This window comes from Thermodesulfobium narugense DSM 14796, assembly GCF_000212395.1.
Lineage (GTDB): Bacteria > Thermodesulfobiota > Thermodesulfobiia > Thermodesulfobiales > Thermodesulfobiaceae > Thermodesulfobium > Thermodesulfobium narugense.
Genome location: NC_015499.1, coordinates 1,554,595 through 1,572,445, shown reverse-complemented (window position 1 = coordinate 1,572,445; position 17,851 = coordinate 1,554,595). Strand labels below are relative to the sequence as shown.

The following is a 17,851-nucleotide window of genomic DNA, read 5'->3' as shown; positions in this document are numbered from 1 at the left end:
TAATAAGGTTGTTATCAAAAAGCCATGAAGGCGAAGGCGTAATGGTTATTACGTTTAGCTTTCGTGGCTTTTTCTTTTGAAAGGAGGTTATGGATAATGAGTTAGTCATATTTGTTTTATTTTAATGTTTTTACGCCTAATTCGATTAGGAATCGAATGCAATTGGAGTTGTGGCCAGGGATTGCGGTTGTTTGGGGGGGAAGAAGGATCCCCCCCAAAATTAAAAATGCCAAAAAAAAGTATGCCAAAGGAGGGATTTTTATGAGTAGTACTACACAGCCTGTAACTACCTTTTTGCCAGGCCCGGACTCACGGGTAAAGGGACCATTGCCTGAAGGTACTTATAGACCAGGGGAGTTAAAAGGAATAATAAAAATTAATCAGAATAAATGTGTAGGATGTGATACTTGTAGAGAGCAGTGTCCAGCAAATGCAATAAGGGGAGAATTAGGAGTTGCTCATTCTATAGACATAATGAAGTGTATTACCTGTGGACAGTGTTTGATTAATTGTCCCTTTGGTGCAATTGAGCAAATGAGTTTTGTTGAGGAGGTTGCAAAAAAACTTGAAGATCCTCAAACAACTGTTGTAGCAATAACAGCTCCTGCTGTTCGTGTAGCAATAGCAGAAGAATTTGGATCCCCGCCAGGAACGCTGACAGTCAAACGCCTTCACAATGCGCTAAGAAAAGCAGGTTTTAAAATGTATGAAAACAATTTAGCTGCCGATCAAACAATAATGGAAGAGGGATTTGAATTTATAGCTAAAGTAAGATACTGGCTTCTTGGAGAAAGAAGCGAGGAGCTAAAGGAGATGGCAGACCATCCGCTGCCACACTTTACAAGTTGTTGTCCTGCATGGATTAGATATGCAGAAATATATCATCCTCAACTTCTCCCTCATATATCAGGAGCAAAATCGCCCATGCAAATGGCAGGCCCATCTGCGAAGACCTGGGCTGCTTTAAATATATGGAAAGTAGATCCAAGAAAGGTTTATACAGTTGGAATAATGCCTTGTACTGCTAAAATATTTGAGGCTAGTAGACCAGAATTTAAATCAGCATATGAATTTTTAAAAAATAATGGTTCGATTCCAAAAGATACTTCTCCTTTCCCTGACATTGATGCTGTACTTACAACAAGAGATTTAGCAACACTTCTTAAAATGAAGGGGATCAATCCTTTAGAGATGCCGGAAGAAGGGGAAAATGATCCTTTAGATATTTATACTGGTGCTGCAACAATATTTGGCAATAGCGGTGGGGTTATGGAGGCAGCTCTTAGAACTGCTTATTACGTTCTTTCAGGAAATGATCCTCCAAGCTGGGATATCTATGCTGTTAGAGGACATACAACGGGTTTGAAAGAAACTGAAATCCGAATTCCTCTTAAATCGGGCAATTCAATAGATGTAAAGGTTGCAGTAGTTAACGGAATAAAAAACCACTTGGATGAGGTTATTGGTGATGTGATACAAGGAACTTCTAAATATCACTTCATAGAGGTGATGAACTGTCCAGGAGGATGTATAAATGGTGGGGGACAACCGGTTAATCCAATGGGGACGTCTTGGATAGACCCGTTACTTCCTTTGGGATTAAAAGCTTAAGCAAATTTGGATTTAAGGAGGGAAATAGATGGAAGATATAAGAGTTCCTTTCAAGTATGAAGAAAAACCGTCTTCAGCTTTGCTAAGTAGAAGAACCTTTTTAAAAATTACAGGGGTTTTAGTATCTGTTTTAGCAATAGGTGGATTTGCTGCAACAGATGTTATAAAAAAGAGAAATAAATATATAACAATGAGACAGGCAGGTCTCTACAAAGACGATCAAAGATTGCAGGGAGCAGGTTTGGCAGCTTCATTTGAAAATCCCACAGTACAAAGATTTTATAAAGAATTTGCAGGACATCCTCTTAGCAAAATTTCAGAACAGCTACTTCATACAAAAGGATATGTTGTGAGATCTGATTTAATAATGCAAGGAGGGAAATTATAATGGATAATAACGAAAAAGTATTAAGGTTTCCTGTTTCTGAAAAAGTATTTCACAATGTAAATGCTATTACGTGGTATATTTTAGCCATTACTGGAATACTTGTTTTTTTCAAATTAGTTCCTGAAGATATAGCAGGATTTTTGATGCAAGTTCACATTTGGACAGCAATAATCTTTACGCTAAATTTGATTTCTTTCATTTTGATTAGTCCTGATAGGTTCTATATTTTACTTAGAAATCTTTTAAAGTGGGATAAGGATTCTTTGGCTTGGTTTAAAAATTTAGGTGGTTATCCTAGAAAATTTGGAATTCCTTTTGGTCCTGAAGAAACTGCTCCTCAAGGTAAATATAATACAGGCCAACAGCTGGCATATCTTTTGTTTATCTTTATGATATTTGGACTAATTGTATCGGGTTGGGCTCTTTATCTTATGAGACAAGGACTTGGTAAAGAAGTGGTTAGTTTTCTATTTTATTTTCACGTGTGGGGCAGCATAATCACTACTATTCTTGTAACCGTGATTCATCTACCCCTTTCATTAATTAACTTTGACGACTTCAAGGCTATGTGGCGATTAGGGAGCGGTTATATGCCTTATCAAGTTGCCAAGCATCACTCACCTAAATGGGTAAAGGAAGATTTGATTGAGATTGGACATATAAAAAACGAATAATATTTATTTAAGTTAAACGGTTCTTTTTATTTCTATAAACTAATAATTTTGATGATTATGAGAGACTTTAATTTGAAAGAAAACTTGATATAATTGTAAATTTTTAGTTTTTGTAAGTGAGATTTGTTATTTTATGAATAAGTCTCCCCTTTGATAGCAATTTAACATTATGTTAGTAAAAAAAGTATTTTTTAAAGATTTTGAAAAAATTATCAAAACTTTAAGGATAAAAAGGGGAGACATGTAATTGTTTTTTTAGTTAAATTTTATAAGATTTTAAAAAAATTAATATAACATTGGGCAACTTATAACATTAGCTAAGAGTAATTTATCAAGGGGAAAGGGTATTACGCCAGCGCGAAATTGTTGCGCTATATAAGTGCCACAAACTTCCATTTGAAAACGAGGATATGGCAATATTGCTGCTGTCATCAGATCGGAAACCAATACCTTGATACAACGATATGTTCTCAAATATATTTTGTTTAAAGTCTATCTTTTAAATATTTAGCTCCGATTTCTCCTATATATTCATAATCAGCGTCCCAGTAAAAACGGGCACTTATAGCAGTGTGGGGTAAGGGAATAAACTGCCTTTTTTGATGTAACAATCTTTCGTAGAAGGGATCAGCAATGATGTAATCGACATCAGATTTGCTCATCAAATCAGCAATTGTTGATTCAGAATTGATTGGTATATCTTCTTCTGAAGGCATAATAATAGTGTTTTTAAGACCTTTTTGTGGTAATAAGAGTTCTTTAAATGGCAGAATTGAAATAACCTTAGTCTTAATGCAAAGCTCTCTTTCTAAAAAAAGTTTAAGGCTAAAGGCTCTAACTGGTTCTCCAATAACAAGAGCCTTTTTAAAATAGTAAGAAGCAGTTGGTAAATGGTATGGCTTATCTTTTAGGATGTTGAAGAAATATTCCTGCATTTTTTTGCCGATGGGGAAGCCAATAATATAAGGAATGCCGAATGTTTCATACATGTATTGAGCTAAACTTAATCCGCTTAGACCTATTACTATATTTAAACTGGCTGAACTTGACCTTTTAATATCTTCTAAAGGAGAGTGCCCCCATATGCTTGTTATCTTAACTTCGGAATTTTCTAAAAAAGAAATTAAAGGCTTAAGGTGTTTGGGATGTCCTGTATCTAAGTGGATGGCTCCTAAGATATTGATAGAATTTGGTATTTTGGGAAGTTGTTTTAAAAAAGTTTGTGCTATTTTAATAGATGATTTTTTAGCTCCTTCAAGATAGTTTTCTGTTCCAGAAGTTTCAATGCAAAGTGTAGGCGTGTAAATCCTTTTTTGAATGGCTTGGGTTAGACCTTTTAAATCTGCACCGATAATGGCAGAAACTGGCGTTCCACACAGAGCCACAAAGTTTCTATTTAAGTCACGGGCTACACTGACAATTCTTTCCACAAATTCTGAATCCTTTCCTAAGATAACATCCATTTCTAAAAGTCCAGCTCCGATTACAGTTGTTTTTCCACGATACCATCTGGGTTCATCTTCAATATTTATGTGCCAAGCACCACCAGCTGGGCCATAAACAACGATAAGCCCATCCAAATCATAAAGAGCACTGCTAGCGCCAAAATATCCAGACGGAAGTGGTAAAAGATTATAAAAAAGGTTCATGTTTCCTCCTAAATTAGAAGATTATAATTGTAAATCCAGTCATAGTTGCTTATAGGTTTAGTGATATTTTTTGTGACTTCTTCAAAAAGCCATAAAAGAGTTTCAAAACCATATGTTTGATTTTGATAACGTGAAAGCGGAATGTTGATAGCTTTAGAACAATAAATACCGGCATCTACTCCAAACACAAGTTCTATGTCATCAAATATATTTATTGATTCGTTTAGATAAGGGTGTGCAACATTATATATATAGGTTTCAGCGCTATTATCTGAAAGCCACTCAACGTATTCCCATTCGTATGGTTTAGGGGTATTTCTAAGGAAAATAGCTTTGGGTTCAGCGCCAAATTGCTTTAAGGCACAAGCTAGTTCTAATGGACTTCCGTTAATACTACAACCAATAGCTACTCTTTTATTTTTTAAGATATCCAATGGGAGCTTTTCAATGTTTTTTTTGTAAAAGGTATAATTTAGTTTTTGTCCTAATCTTTCTTCTAATTTTTGATATTGTTGTTCAATTTCTTTTGTTCCGTAGCTTTGAGGGCAAAAGACATAAGGAATACCCATTCCTGTTTCCATCTTTTTTGCCAGGATATTACCGAGAGGATGTATTACGATATTTAAGCAAACATTAGCCATTTGCTTTAGCTCATTAATGTCTTTGCAGGTAGGAATTTGATAGATGCTTTTATAGCCAGCCTCTTTTAACAGACTATAAAACTCACTTTTTTCTGATAATGGTAAAAAGGTACCTAAAATATTGATAGCCTTTTGTTCCTTCTCTTCCTTCCTTTTGTCTTTTAAAAATTCGTAAAGGGCAGTGTAAGCAATCTCGAATGGTGAAGGCTTAAGGCCAATGGTTAAAGGAGCCATCACCAGATAAATGACTTCGATCCCTAATTCTTTTTTTAGTTCCTGCATTATTTCTTTATAATCAGTACCTAAAATATGATCACAACAAGTGCCTGCTAAAATCAAAATTTGAGGCGAGTCCTTCAAAGCAATTTCCTTTAAGGATTCTTTTACTTTAGAAAAATGTTTGCCCATAACAATTTCTACTTCTTCTAAAGGCAGCATATAAAAGCGTTTATAAAAACTACGAGCCTGTGCCATAAAAGCCGAATGTCTTAAACAGGCAAGTGGCCCTACCATCAGACAAACGCTGTTTGGTAGAAGTAAACTGGTTTCCACCACTCCCCAGCCAGAAAGATTAGGACCTACTGCTTCTAAGGGAGCAAAGGGAAAATCCCTTTTACTTTTAAAATCGGTTATTTTTATTCTGGACTTTTCTATTAGCATTGATTTTCCTCCAGTAAAACTCCAGCCAAGCTAATAAATGTTTGACTTATTGGAAGGCTTTCGTCAAGCTCAACTGTGGTCTTTCCCTCAAGTTCAGCCCTATTTATGTATTCATCTTTGGGAATAATACCTAAGATTTTGGTATGCATTTTTTTGGCAAAGTTTCCTACCTTTTCTATTTCCTCAGGGATATTTCTTCTATTCAGAATCAGGCCGCTAAGACGGGCATAATTTCGATCGGAAAAGTTTTTAATTGCTTGAATAATATTTTCTGCTGCATAAAGTGCTAATTTTTCCCCAGAAGTTATAACAAGCACTTTATCAGCATACCCTTCTCGCATAGGTACTGCAAAACCGCCGCAAACCACATCTCCCAAGACGTCATAAAGCACGACATCAGGTCTATATCTTTGGTAAACTCCTAAGTCATCTAAGAGTTCAAAGGCCGTAATAATACCTCTCCCGGCACAACCAATTCCTGGAGTGGGGCCGCCTACTTCAAGACAGATGACTTTTTTAAAGCCAATTTTAACAATTTCTTCTATATCTTCAGGTTGTCCGTATTCTTCAATATACCTTAAAATAGGTTTAGGTGATTTGCCTCCAAGTAAATTCATTGTGGAATCAGTTTTGGGGTCACAGCCAATTTGCATTACCCTTTTGCCTAAAGTGGCAAAGGAAGCTGAAAGATGAGATGTTATCGTTGATTTGCCAATACCCCCTTTACCGTAAACAGCGATTTTTAACATTTTTACCTCCTTTTTAGCGAGTGTCCCTTATCTTGAGCGATCTTTCTACCTGCCATTTTTAGAATTTCTTTAGCTTCATCAACACTAACATATCGTTTCTTAGGAGCACACTGAAATTCAAACTCAACCTTTTTTTCTTTGCTTTCAGCAAAGGGATTGCAATTGGGCATCAAGACATTGCATCCACCTTTAACGAAGCACAAATATTGCCCTTCTATGGGTCTTAAGGTAGCTACAGTATTAGCGGCAGCTATATGGGTATTTAATGTTACAATGCGAGTTAGAGCAAAAACCTTAAGCATAAGATCGAAGTCTCCTGGAGGATAATCCTTTAGTGGCGTTTGTTTGTGGGGTATAAATGGACCAATGTTTATCATATCTGGCTGGAAGTCTTGGAAAAAGAGTATATCTTTGGCCAGATCTTCAATTGTCTGCCCTGGAAGCCCTACAATATTGCCGGTTCCTACTTGGAAGCCAATTTCTCTCAAATATTCCAATGCTTTTAAGCGGTCTTTTAACTTGCGGCCAGGGCGCATTTTTTCATATAATTCTTCATTCATGGTTTCATGTTTCATCAAATATCTGTCAGCGCCTGCTTCATAAAGGCGTTTATAATCATCACAACTTCTTTCGCCAAGACTTAATGTGATGGCAACATCATGTAGCCTTTTAATTTCTTTTATAATTTGACAGAGCATTTTACAACTATAAAAAACATCTTCGCCAGATTGTAAGACAATAGTCTTAATTGAATTTTTAGCGATTTCATCAGCTAAAGAAATAATTGTTTCAGTATCCATGCGAAACCTTTTCATTTCTTTATTGCTTTTCCTAAGACCACAATAAAGATCATCGCAACGGCAGTAATTAGAAAAGTGAATTACTCCTCTTAAATTAGCTGTATCACCACAATATTGTTTTCTTGTGTCATCAGCTTTAGAAAAAAGTTCGTCTTCGGCAGTTTTATCAGTTAAATAATGTATTATCTCTTTTTTTACTAATGGCATTTTATCTTCTCCAATTCTTTCTCAAATGCTATTAATGCTGCAGGGAAAGGGCTTAAAGTACGTTTTAAAACTCCCTGCAATAAAGAAATACTAATACCGTAATTAGTAATTGGTACGCCCACTTCCTTTGCCATTTGAATGCGTTCAAGCATTTCACGCCGATTGAGGGTGCAGGCACCGCAATGAATAACCAGTTTGTATTCACCTAAATTATCAGGATAATCTCTACCAGCATAGAAATCAATTTGGAGATCGCTGCCTACAAATTGTCTTAACCAGCGAGGAATCTTAACTCGACCAATATCATCTTCAATAGGGTGGTGGGTGCAACCTTCAGCTATAAGTACTTTGTCTCCAGTTTTTAAAGCCTCAATATGAGCCGCTCCCTTGGCCTGTTCTATCAAGTCACCTTTGTATCGAGAAAAAAGTATGGAAAAAGTCGTTGCTGGAATACCCTTAGGGGTATCTGCACACATCTTTAAGACTACCTGGGAGTCACAAACTACAATGTTAGGCTTTATTTTCAAAATATTTAAAATATGTGCTAGCTCTCTTTCTTTAACCACAAGAGCAGCAGCGTCATTATCGAGAGTATCTCTTATGGTTTGTACTTGAGGTAAAATAAGCCTTCCCTTAGGAGCTTCTAAATCAATAGGTACAACCAAAACTGCTAATCCACTTGGCGGCAGCAAATCACCTATTAAAGGCGGTGGTTGTAGAAAATCTGGCGGGCAAATCTTTAAAAGTTGTGTTTTAAAGGCATTAACGTAGTTGTCCCGATTTTTCTTGTCCAAGGCTGAAATAATAACTACCTGTCCTATACGTGATCTTAATTGATTGATAAAGTTGTTTGAAGGTTCTTTAAGGTCAATTTTATTAATAATGGCGATTAGAGGGATCTCTCTTTTTTGAGTCTCTTTTAATATTTCCTCTTCATAATCAGTCCAAACTTCAGGTTCTAATAGTAAAACAGCAACATCAGCTCTATTGAAAACATTATAGGTTTTTTTAAGCCTTAAGTTTGCTAATGTTGACTTGTCGTCAAAACCAGCAGTGTCCAAAAATAATACAGGGCCAATAGGTAGAAGTTCCATAGCCTTTTCTACGACGTCGGTTGTGGTACCAGGTATTGATGAGATAATAGAAACATCTTGTCCTGTGATCATATTTAAAAATGAAGATTTGCCTACATTAGTTCTGCCAAGCAGTGCAATATGGAGCCTGTTTCCTCGTGGTGTCTTATTCATTGTCGATATCCTAAGGCTGTAAGTTTGTAAGGAGAAAGTATATCTTTAACTACATTTTCTCCCAGTCGTTGAGATAAGAATTCTTTTAAGTCGACACCCTTAAGGTTTAAAAATTCCTTAACTAAAGCTTCAGCCTGTTTATAGCCAATTAATGGTAAAAAGGCAGTAATCAGAGTAAGACTTTTATTAAAGTATTCCTGACATTTTTCTTCATTGGCATTGATATTGTTAATATAAGCAACTACTTTTTGATTAAGTATAATCAATAAGTCCAGTGATTCTAGTAAGGCATGGGCTAGAATAGGCAAGAATTCACAAATTTGAAGCGTGCTACGACTGGTGGCTTCAGTAATCAAAAAATCATTGGCCATAACTTTAAGCCCGATTTGAATGGCAGCTTCGCAGAGTACTGGATTGATTTTACCTGGCATAATAGAAGAGCCTGATTGTAGGGCAGGAAGCATAATTTCTCCAAAAAGGTTTAAAAGTCTTAAGTCATTATTAATTTTTACTAAATTAGAGGCATGAGCTTTAAGTATGCCAGAAACCTCTACAAAAGGATCGGCGTTGGCTGTTTCTCCTGGGACATTTTCACCGCGGCAAAGTCCAAGCCCTGTAATTTCTCTCAATTTCTCAATGACTAAAAAAATATATTCCTTTGGTGCTGTTAGCCCAGTCCCTATTGCAGTACCACCAAGATTAACTACTCTTAATCTTTCTTCGCATTTAAATGTTCGCCATCTATCTCTGGCAATAGCTTCAGCAAAAGCTGCAAATTCAGTTCCCAAGGTTAAGGGTACAGCTTCTTGAAGTTCAGTGCGTCCAATCTTTACAATACCAGCAAATTCTTTTTCTTTTTTTTGGAAGGCACCCTGAAGTCTAGCAATGGCTTCGCTAAGTTCTCTTAGTTTAAATATTGCTGCTATTTTGATAGCAGTAGGGAAAACATCGTTTGTAGATTGATGAAGATTGACATCATGTAAGGGATGAACTAAGTTATAATTACCCTTTAAGCCACCAAGAGTTTCAATGGCTCTATTGGCAATAACCTCGTTTAAATTCATGTTAATAGAAGTACCAGCGCCCCCTTGAAGAGCATCTAGTGGAAACTGATCACTAAACTTTCCTTCCATAATTTCATCACATGCTGTAATAATAGCTTTAGCCTTTTTTTCTTCTAAGAACCCTAATTCATAGTTGGTTATGGTGCATGCCTTTTTGACCATAGCAAGAGCAAAAATAATGGCCATATTTACTTTGGCAAAACCAAAATCAAAATTTCTTTTAGCTCTTTCGGTATGAATACCCCAATAAATATTAGTAGGGATATTCATACAACCAATTAAATCTTCTTCATGACGATAAGTAAACATTAGCTTACAATAACCTCACTTCGCTAAAATGATAAAGAGTTCTTCATTGTACTTTATGTACTGAAATGAGACCTACAGGATCATTAGAGATCCTGTAGGATTATAGACAGAAACAATTTCAATCTTCTTTTTTAAGAGCTCTGCCTCCTAATTTATTAATTTTCAAATCAACATCTATTTATAATTTTGTTTTCTTAATGTTTAGCAAACTTTTTCTATTTTTTAATTACTTTTACCTCTTGGCGTGTAGTGGGTATGAAGAAGTTGATGTGATTTGTGTCCAAGAGGTTCTTTGAGAAATTCTTTATAAATTGCTTGAATTTCAGGATTTTCATGGCTTTTCCTGATTTTAAGTTTTTTATCTCTTTCGTATATCCCTTTGATACGATTTTCTCTTTCCTCAACTGTAGTTGGAATTGGCTGTCCACCTCCACCAATACATCCTCCTGGACATGCCATAATTTCTATAAAGTGATAATCTTTAAGTTCTCCCGCTCTGACTTTATCCAAGAGTTGTCTAGCTGCTCCGAGAGAATGTGCAACAAGTACTTTTACTGTAAGTCCGTTCATATTTACTGATGCTTCTTTAATTTCTTTCATTCCTCTTACATCTTCAAAATCAAGTTTTGGCAGCGTTTTTCCAGTGATAACTTCATATGCTGTCCTCAGAGCTGCTTCCATAACTCCACCTGTTGCACCAAATATTTGTGCAGCACCTGTGCCTTCTCCCATGAGAGGATCGTATGGTTCATCAGGAAGGTTGGCAAAATCAATTCCAGCCTCGCGAATCATTCTTATAAGCTCTCGTGACGTCAAGACAACATCAACATCTCTTGTGATATTTGGATTGTTCCAGTAAGTAGCTGCCGCATTCATTTCTGGGCGAGCAGCTTCGTATTTCTTTGCTGTACAGGGCATTATTGAAACAACGAAGATATCCTCGGGATTAATTCCTTTTTTTTCAGCATAATAAGTTTTCGCGATGGGTCCAAACATTTGCTGAGGTGATTTGCAGGACGAAATATGGGGAAGCAAATCAGGATAAAATTCTTCACAGAATTTTATCCAACCAGGGCTGCAAGATGTAAATTGTGGAAGAACGCCTCCATTTTTAATTCTATGAATTAACTCGTAACCTTCTTCCATAATTGTAAGGTCTGCAGACCAGTTTGTATCAAATACTGCATTAAATCCAAGTCTTTTAAGTGCTGCAACCATTTTTCCCGTGATATCTGTTCCAACAGGTAACCCAAATGCCTCGCCAATTGTTACATGTGTAGAAGGTGCAGTCTGAACAACAACATGTTTTTTCGGATCAGCAAGCGCTTTCCATACTGTTCCTGTATCATCTTTTTCTAAGATCGCGCCTGTTGGACACACAAGAGCACACTGGCCACAAGCGACGCACTGTGTTTCAATAAGAGGTAGTCCACCTTTTGGTCTTACGACAGCATCATATCCATTCCCATAAAGTTCAAGAGCATCAACTGTTTGAAGAACTCGACAAGCAGTAATACATCTTTGGCAGAGAATACATTTATTTGGATCTCTTATTATGGAAGGAGACGAATCATCAATTGGCAATTCTTTTTTTTCTCCCTGAGGTCTTATCTGTCTTACATTGAGTTCTGCACAAAGTTTTTGCAATTCGCATATACCATTCTTTGGACATGTTGGACAGTCAAGGTGATGATCGCTCAACATCATTTCAAGATTTAGTTTTCTTGCTGCGATAATTTTTGGGGTGTGAGTATGAATAATCATATTTTCTTCAACAGGAGTATTACATGATGTTACAAAATCCTTTTTTCCTTCAACTTCTACAACGCAAACCCTACATTCTCCCACTTCATGTTTTACATGTCTTAATCCAACATGTTCAAGATAACAAAGAGTTGGGATTTTTACCCCTACTTGCTTTGCAGCATTAAGTATTGTTGTGCCCTCAGGTACACTAACTCTTTGTCCATCAATCGTACACGTTATATTTGCCATATGCCTTATCCTCCCTCAGTTATTTTAATACTATTGCTTTCCAGCCTGGATTAGCTGGAACTGAATACCCACAGCCCCCATTTCTGTGAGCATCTATATCATCTTTACAGTACTGTAAGGTGAACTTCACAGCTTTGCCTGCCATTTTTCCAAGGTCGCATTTACTTGATGCTCCAATAACTTCTGACAATTCATTGAGAATAGAAATTTCCTCTTCTGAGACGGAACCATTTGAAATTTTTTTAACGATTTCTTGCATCCTCTTTGACCCAATCCTACATGGGACACATTCGCCGCATGAATTTTTTTGAGTATAATCGAGGAAGAAATCGACCATTTCTACCATGCATTTATTTTCATCCCAGAAAAGCTTTCCTGCTGAACCAACAACAGCTATTGTTCTTGAGAGAGTAGCCCAATCTATTCTTGTAGGAGTTTTAATTGATATTGGACCAAGGTTTTTAATTTTTTCTGTAAAACTTTTTGCAACTTGAGAAAATCTTAAACCTTCTGCCCCTGAAACCCATTCAAGTTTCACTCTTTCTTTTGAAATTCCAATTACTTCGAGAAATCTGGTAAGAAGATTAAATCTTCGATTAGCATAATAATTTCCCGTCCCATAATGGCAATCCCCTGGATGGCAACCTGAAACTAAAACACCATCAGCACCTGACAATAAAGCTTGAACGATAAACTCAGGTTCAACTCTTCCTGAACAAGGAACACGAACTGCGCATAAGTTGGGTGGATAAGTATAATGTAATGAACCAGCCAAATCTGCTCCTGCATAGCTGCACCAATTGCACAAAAAAGCAACAATTTTAGGCTCAAAGCCCTGATCCATAGTAAACCTCCTCAATTTTTTATCTGGGCTTTCTTAGCCTTTAACCAACCTTCAGGAAAGTATGTATGATTACGAAATAATTTCAAATTGCGTTTAGACAACGCCTTTTTGGTATCAAAAAGGAGCTTATGGCCAGAGGATTTGCGGCTACAGCTATATTATCTCTTTATGCCTTCTTGGCAAAATTATTTATTAATGAATTATAGAAAAAAATTTAAAAGGTTGTCAAATAAATGAATTATTTTTTGTTAATAGATCCTGATTTTGGCTTTTTAAGGAGAGGATAATTTTGTTATTGTTACTTATTTCAGTTTATTCAATAAAGATCTCTTCTTCAGCAAGAAAGTAGCTTTTACAATATTTTTTACAAAAACTCTTGCATAATTTTTTTACTTCTGAAACTCTTTCTATTATTTTTTCATAATTTAGGTGATTCTTGTTGCTTACAGATGATATTGAGATGCTCATAATTGGAAAATTTTTTTGAGATCCATCTCTATCAAGGGTAGCTATATACCCTCTCTCTAAGTCTTCTCTATTATAAAATCTTTTTATATTAAAATCGAACTCTTCTATGATATTCTTGCATAAATTTTTTATATTATATGATTTCACAATGGCGACAAAATCATCTCCACCCACGTGCCCTAAAAAGGCATTATCATTAAAACTAATATGTCTTGATAAAATGTTTGCAGTATACTTAATGACCTTATCTCCTCTTTCAAAACCATAATAGTCGTTAAAGGATTTAAAATTATTTAAATCGAAATAAATTAGGGAAAAAGGCGTTTTCTTGTCTATTGCTTCTCCAATTTTTTCTTCAATTATTGGATTGCCAGGCAATCCTGTAAGGGGATTTGAATATTTTGCCATATATAGTTCTAATTCCATAGATTTTTCTAAAAGATTTATGATTGGAACTACTCCAAAATATTTTTCTTCCTTTTCAACTATTACATAGTCATATAGTTTATGTTCTTCTCTATTTGCTATTCTTTTTATCACTTTATTGATTGGTGTGTAATAGTCAACTAATAAAGGTTCTGTATCCATAATCTTTTCTATAGGCTTTTTTAAATAAAGCTCTCTTCCGAATCGAGTGCCAAGTTGTGTGAAAAAGTCTCTCTTTGTGATTAACCCTACAACCCTTTCGCCTTCTAGCACTGCTATACCATGTAATCTATAATTATTTAAAAATATCTTTTCTATATCAGCTGATAGAGTTGAAAATTGAACTGCTTTGTCTCTTCTTGCTAATTTGCCGATGCTAATTTCAAAAGCAGAAGTGAATTTTGTCTTTTCTAAAGAAGATTTTATTTCCTTAATAAAGTTTTTTAGGGTTACATTCATTTCCAAAAGTTCCTTTGCTGGCCTACTCAACAAAAAACCCTGTGCTAAAGGAATTCCTAATTCTATTACAGTCTTTAGTTCATCTAATGTTTCTATTCCTTCAGCTATAAGCTTTATGTTTGTGTTGTCAGCTAATTCTACAAGTGCTTTTACTATAGATTTCTTGAAATTATCTTTGTCAATATCTCTAATCAGAAACATGTCAATCTTTATATAATTTGGCCTTACTTCTGAAATAGTAGTTAGACCAGAATACCCTGACCCAACGTCGTCAATTGCAATTTTGTAACCCTGAGTTTTGTAATTTTGGATAATTTCTTTAAACTCTATGTAATCTTTTATTGCTGTTTTTTCTGTAATTTCAAAAACTATGTTCGAAGTGTTAATTATATTTTCAAATAAGTGTTTTGTAGCGCCCTTAGTAAATTTTTTGTCTTTTATTATATCTGGGTCTACGTTTAAAAATAAAATCTTATCTGTTTTAAAATTGCAAAATTTTTCTATAGCGCTTAACCTTGTAGATAGTTCAAGTTCCCATAGCAAATTTTCACTTTTTGCACTTTCAAATAGTTTTTCTGGATTGTAGTAAATAGAGTTCTCTGGGCCTCTCGTAAGGGCCTCATAACCTACTACTGTAGCATTTGAAAGTGAAAATATAGGCTGAAATAGTGTAGTGAAATTTTTATTTTCTAATATATTTTTTAATAAATCATTCAAATTATTCACCTCCAGTAGAAGGTATTAAATAACAAAATTGTTAATTTTTTGTAAAAAAAAATATGCAGACTTAACTTATAAAAAGAAAATTTTATGACGTATTATTGTTTTTGGTGTTAAAATGTAAAAAAATTTTATCAGGGAGCCATTATGAAAAAATTTGCTATCGACAGACATAAGATTTCTTTATTATTCTTTTGTCTTTTTTTGTTTTCTAATCCTTTAAGTAATGCTGTTGATTATATTTTTTTAACGCTTTCATTTTTAAGTTGTTTAACTAAAGAAAATTTATCTGTTTTGAAAAAGGGAATATTGCCTTACGCTTTGTTGTTATTTGGATCGGCTGTATTATCTGGTATTGCAGCAGCAGATAAAGAATTGTGGCTGAGGTGGACTAGTACTTACCTTGAATATGCTATTGTGATATTTGTTACCTATTGCATTATAAAGTCTAAAAGTGACGTTATTTTTTCTTTTGTAACAATGACTTGCTCTTCTCTTCCCATCACAATATATGCGTTTTTCTTTCAATGGTTAAAGGGAAAAGAGGTTGTAGGTAGTTTTCATTATTACACAGCTTACAGCGCCTATCAAGCTCTTGCTCTTTTGGCGCCATTTATTCTTGCGGTTTATAACTTTAGAAAAAAATCTTTTTATTTTTGGTTTGTTATCTATTTCTTTGAATTTTTTGTATTGTACATTTCGAGTGCGAGAGGAAGTTTTATCTCCAGCGTAATAGGTCTTTGTCTGTTTGTAATACTAATTTTCAGGACAAAAGGTTTAATTGTTGCTACAGCAATTTTCTTGTTTGGTTTGCTTGCACCTATAAAAAGGAATGTGGGTATAACGAATTTTCTGGATCTTCTAAACTTCACTTATACAGCTAATCACGAAAGAATAATGTTTTGGAAGGTGGCTATCTTTAAGATTTTTCCACTTAGTCCAATAATCGGTGTAGGTGCAGGACATTTTGCATATCATTATAGATATCTTAACCCAAAGGATCCTCTTGCAAATTCAGTGGCTCATGCACACGATACCTTTATTCAGGTTCTAACAGACATGGGGATAGTTGGTTTAGCATGCCTTTTAACCTTGCTTTATCAATATTATAAGCAGACTATAAACATATTCAAGAACTCAAGTGGTTTTCAGTGGGCACTATCTTCAGTATTATTAACTTTTATAACTGGATATTGGATTGGTGAGGGACTTACAGGTAATATGTTTTATGGTAGGATGCAACTTGAAATACTAGCTTACTTTATGACTCTCTCAACAATAAGGCTTACTGATTAGATAGAATTTCTATCGCTTTTTTATAAACTTCATCAGGGGTAATTTCTTTCATACATACGTTGTCTGGACATTCTTTGTCAATGCATCTATTAGAGCAAGGAAGGTTTTTATATATTACTTTGTGATCTAATTCTTCTTCTGGAAGAGGTCCATATATTATCGGCGAAGTTGGTCCAAAAAGACTAATAGTTTTTGTGTCAAGTCCTCTAGCAATATGAAGGCTTGCTGTATCGGGGCAAATTAGAAGGCTTGAACTTTCAATAATCTTGCAAAGATCCAGAAGATTTTTTGTCTTGTTAACCATATTAGTAACTGCTGAATTTAATGCAATAATATTTGCTTTTTCTATATCCTTGTCTGAACCTACCAAAACTATTTCGTGACCTGCTTTGCAGAGCATATTCGCCAGAAAAGCAAAATTTTCAGGTGGCCATTCTTTACGATGCCAGCTAGAGCCAATTGAAAAAACTATTCTATTTTTCACTTTTTTTATATTTTGTTTTATAATCCATGGCCTTGGATTAAACTCTTTTATTCCTATAGTTTTCAAGATATCAGCATAATAGTAAATAATATTTTGATTCTCGTTCGGGGTTATATGCTTGGTTAAGAAGATCTTATTTATCCCGTAATCAAATCCTATTCTATTTTTTGCGCCTGAAAGAAAAGAGACTATAGAATTTCTTGGAGAATGATGCAAGACTACGGCAAGGTCAAATTTTTCCTTCCTAAGGGACATACATAACCTAAAAAAGGATAAATTACTTTTGTGTTCTATATTTTTATCGTAGAAAACAACTTTTTCACAATGAGGAATGATATTGAAAACGCTTGAAAGAGATGAGATTTTTCTTACAAAAAGAGTAAATTCTACTTCATTGTAATAATTGTATAATGCTCTTAATACCGGTGAAGCTAGTAATATATCACCAATACCAGGGTATCCGAATATGACAAGAATCTTTGTTTTTTCTTTGAGTGGCATGTTATTATTATATACTACTTAAATTTCCAGTTAACTTAAACAAATTTTATTAAGCTATTATTATGTAGAACTTTTTTCTATTAACTCTAAGCTTATTTTATGTTATACTCTTATAAGTTCCTGCGGTGTTCGTGATGCTCTTGAGATCTTGAGCTAACACCGAAGTTCGAGGGCTGATCTCTTCTTGTATTATGTTCGCTTTTTGCGAACGACTGCAGGAAGGTAAGCCCATTAGTGTATGAGGCTTGGGTTCAAGACTCTTGGTACACGGCACTGTGGGAGTATTTTCTTAGGAGGTCTTTATCTGGATAATTGTGTTTTTTGTCTTATTGCTGAAAAGAAACTTAATTCTAAGATAATTTATGAAGATGATATCTCTTTAGCTTTTTTGGATATACATCCTGTGGCGCCTTTTCATGCTCTTGTAATACCAAAAAAGCATATAAGGAGCTTAAGTGATGTTGAGGATTTCAGTCTGGTTTCTCATTTATTATATGTATGCAATTTGGTTGCTCAAAGAGAAGGACTGACAAAGGGGTATAGAGTTGTAACAAACGTTGGAGATGATGGAGGTCAGACCATATTTCATCTTCATTTTCATGTGATAGGCGGTAGGCCTATGAATTGGCCACCGGGATGATAATTTTGAGGAGGTTGTT

16 protein-coding genes, 1 other RNA gene and 1 pseudogene are annotated in these 17,851 nt (G+C 35.0%); 6 read left to right on the top strand and 12 right to left on the bottom strand.

The annotated features are described in order from the left end of the window. The first annotated feature begins 261 nt into the window (after positions 1-261). From THENA_RS07760 to THENA_RS07750, 3 genes are read left to right on the top strand one after another with little or no spacing between them, the layout of a single operon-like run. Entirely contained in the window at positions 262-1,611 is a 1,350-nt protein-coding gene (locus THENA_RS07760) for a [Fe-Fe] hydrogenase large subunit C-terminal domain-containing protein (protein ID WP_013756852.1), read from the top strand. A 28-nt stretch (positions 1,612-1,639) separates the two neighbouring features. Next, positions 1,640-1,999: an iron hydrogenase small subunit gene (locus THENA_RS07755; protein WP_013756851.1), complete on the top strand. Its 360-nt coding sequence runs from the start codon at positions 1,640-1,642 to the stop codon at positions 1,997-1,999. Continuing rightward, positions 1,999-2,673 carry a cytochrome b/b6 domain-containing protein gene (locus THENA_RS07750; protein ID WP_013756850.1) on the top strand — a complete coding sequence of 225 codons (675 nt, stop codon included), beginning with the start codon at positions 1,999-2,001 and terminating at the stop codon, positions 2,671-2,673. The genes THENA_RS07755 and THENA_RS07750 overlap by 1 nt, the downstream gene beginning before the upstream one ends. 285 nt (positions 2,674-2,958) lie before the next feature. On the opposite strand, the gene THENA_RS09945 is transcribed toward THENA_RS07750, so the two are convergent. The 11 genes and pseudogenes from THENA_RS09945 to THENA_RS07705 all read right to left on the bottom strand — a co-directional run bounded on the left by THENA_RS09945 (position 2,959) and on the right by THENA_RS07705 (position 14,908). Continuing rightward, complete coding sequence (locus THENA_RS09945) at positions 2,959-3,147, bottom strand: hypothetical protein (RefSeq protein ID WP_154645345.1); 189 nt, start codon at positions 3,145-3,147, stop codon at positions 2,959-2,961. An 11-nt stretch (positions 3,148-3,158) separates the two neighbouring features. Continuing rightward, on the bottom strand, positions 3,159-4,322 hold the full coding sequence (locus tag THENA_RS07745) for a nitrogenase component 1 (RefSeq protein ID WP_013756849.1): 1,164 nt from the start codon (positions 4,320-4,322) through the stop codon (positions 3,159-3,161). 8 nt (positions 4,323-4,330) lie between these two features. Then, complete coding sequence (locus tag THENA_RS07740; protein WP_013756848.1) at positions 4,331-5,623, bottom strand: oxidoreductase/nitrogenase component 1; 1,293 nt, start codon at positions 5,621-5,623, stop codon at positions 4,331-4,333. After that, entirely contained in the window at positions 5,617-6,372 is a 756-nt protein-coding gene (locus THENA_RS07735; protein ID WP_013756847.1) for a nitrogenase iron protein NifH, read from the bottom strand. Before THENA_RS07735 ends, THENA_RS07740 begins: the two co-directional genes overlap by 7 nt. Positions 6,373-6,374: 2 nt before the next feature. Then, positions 6,375-7,379: a [FeFe] hydrogenase H-cluster radical SAM maturase HydE gene (gene hydE / locus THENA_RS07730; RefSeq protein ID WP_013756846.1), complete on the bottom strand. Its 1,005-nt coding sequence runs from the start codon at positions 7,377-7,379 to the stop codon at positions 6,375-6,377. Next, positions 7,370-8,626 carry a [FeFe] hydrogenase H-cluster maturation GTPase HydF gene (gene hydF / locus THENA_RS07725; protein ID WP_013756845.1) on the bottom strand — a complete coding sequence of 419 codons (1,257 nt, stop codon included), beginning with the start codon at positions 8,624-8,626 and terminating at the stop codon, positions 7,370-7,372. Before hydF ends, hydE begins: the two co-directional genes overlap by 10 nt. Beyond that, positions 8,623-9,999 carry an aspartate ammonia-lyase gene (locus THENA_RS07720; protein ID WP_013756844.1) on the bottom strand — a complete coding sequence of 459 codons (1,377 nt, stop codon included), beginning with the start codon at positions 9,997-9,999 and terminating at the stop codon, positions 8,623-8,625. The genes hydF and THENA_RS07720 overlap by 4 nt, the downstream gene beginning before the upstream one ends. Before the next feature lie 222 nt (positions 10,000-10,221). Further along, positions 10,222-11,994, bottom strand: a complete 1,773-nt coding sequence (locus tag THENA_RS07715; RefSeq protein ID WP_013756843.1) for an NADH-dependent [FeFe] hydrogenase, group A6 — start codon at positions 11,992-11,994, stop codon at positions 10,222-10,224. Positions 11,995-12,013: 19 nt separating this feature from the next. Beyond that, a complete protein-coding gene (locus THENA_RS10150; protein WP_245523271.1) occupies positions 12,014-12,331 on the bottom strand; it encodes an NADH-ubiquinone oxidoreductase-F iron-sulfur binding region domain-containing protein in 318 nt (105 codons plus the stop codon). A gap of 111 nt (positions 12,332-12,442) precedes the next feature. After that, positions 12,443-12,838, bottom strand: a pseudogene (locus THENA_RS10145) (hydrogenase iron-sulfur subunit); the annotation flags it as partial. A gap of 312 nt (positions 12,839-13,150) precedes the next feature. Then, positions 13,151-14,908, bottom strand: a complete 1,758-nt coding sequence (locus tag THENA_RS07705) for a GGDEF domain-containing protein (protein ID WP_052296074.1) — start codon at positions 14,906-14,908, stop codon at positions 13,151-13,153. Between the two features lie 150 nt (positions 14,909-15,058). Between THENA_RS07705 and THENA_RS07700 the strand changes: the two genes are divergently transcribed. Next, positions 15,059-16,207 carry an O-antigen ligase family protein gene (locus THENA_RS07700; protein WP_013756840.1) on the top strand — a complete coding sequence of 383 codons (1,149 nt, stop codon included), beginning with the start codon at positions 15,059-15,061 and terminating at the stop codon, positions 16,205-16,207. Here THENA_RS07700 and THENA_RS07695 read toward each other — a convergent pair. Further along, entirely contained in the window at positions 16,197-17,192 is a 996-nt protein-coding gene (locus THENA_RS07695; protein WP_013756839.1) for a glycosyltransferase family 9 protein, read from the bottom strand. The two genes, THENA_RS07700 and THENA_RS07695, sit on opposite strands and share 11 nt — an antisense overlap. Before the next feature lie 114 nt (positions 17,193-17,306). On the opposite strand from THENA_RS07695, the gene ssrS reads away from it, so the two are divergent. Together ssrS and THENA_RS07690 are read left to right on the top strand one after the other, a co-directional pair. Beyond that, a non-coding RNA gene (ssrS, locus tag THENA_RS10285) (6S RNA) lies at positions 17,307-17,478 on the top strand. Continuing rightward, positions 17,476-17,832, top strand: a complete 357-nt coding sequence (locus THENA_RS07690; RefSeq protein WP_456119696.1) for a histidine triad nucleotide-binding protein — start codon at positions 17,476-17,478, stop codon at positions 17,830-17,832. Before ssrS ends, THENA_RS07690 begins: the two co-directional genes overlap by 3 nt. The last annotated feature ends 19 nt before the right edge of the window (positions 17,833-17,851 follow it).

Coding starts and splice junctions, on each gene's coding strand:
- THENA_RS07760 (WP_013756852.1), top strand. CDS start 262: ATGAGTAGTACTACACAGCCTGTAACTACCTTTTTGCCAGGCCCGGAC.
- THENA_RS07755 (WP_013756851.1), top strand. CDS start 1,640: ATGGAAGATATAAGAGTTCCTTTCAAGTATGAAGAAAAACCGTCTTCA.
- THENA_RS07750 (WP_013756850.1), top strand. CDS start 1,999: ATGGATAATAACGAAAAAGTATTAAGGTTTCCTGTTTCTGAAAAAGTA.
- THENA_RS07745 (WP_013756849.1), bottom strand. CDS start 4,322: ATGAACCTTTTTTATAATCTTTTACCACTTCCGTCTGGATATTTTGGC.
- THENA_RS07740 (WP_013756848.1), bottom strand. CDS start 5,623: ATGCTAATAGAAAAGTCCAGAATAAAAATAACCGATTTTAAAAGTAAA.
- THENA_RS07735 (WP_013756847.1), bottom strand. CDS start 6,372: ATGTTAAAAATCGCTGTTTACGGTAAAGGGGGTATTGGCAAATCAACG.
- hydE (WP_013756846.1), bottom strand. CDS start 7,379: ATGCCATTAGTAAAAAAAGAGATAATACATTATTTAACTGATAAAACT.
- hydF (WP_013756845.1), bottom strand. CDS start 8,626: ATGAATAAGACACCACGAGGAAACAGGCTCCATATTGCACTGCTTGGC.
- THENA_RS07720 (WP_013756844.1), bottom strand. CDS start 9,999: ATGTTTACTTATCGTCATGAAGAAGATTTAATTGGTTGTATGAATATC.
- THENA_RS07715 (WP_013756843.1), bottom strand. CDS start 11,994: ATGGCAAATATAACGTGTACGATTGATGGACAAAGAGTTAGTGTACCT.
- THENA_RS10150 (WP_245523271.1), bottom strand. CDS start 12,331: ATGGTCGATTTCTTCCTCGATTATACTCAAAAAAATTCATGCGGCGAA.
- THENA_RS07700 (WP_013756840.1), top strand. CDS start 15,059: ATGAAAAAATTTGCTATCGACAGACATAAGATTTCTTTATTATTCTTT.
- THENA_RS07695 (WP_013756839.1), bottom strand. CDS start 17,192: ATGCCACTCAAAGAAAAAACAAAGATTCTTGTCATATTCGGATACCCT.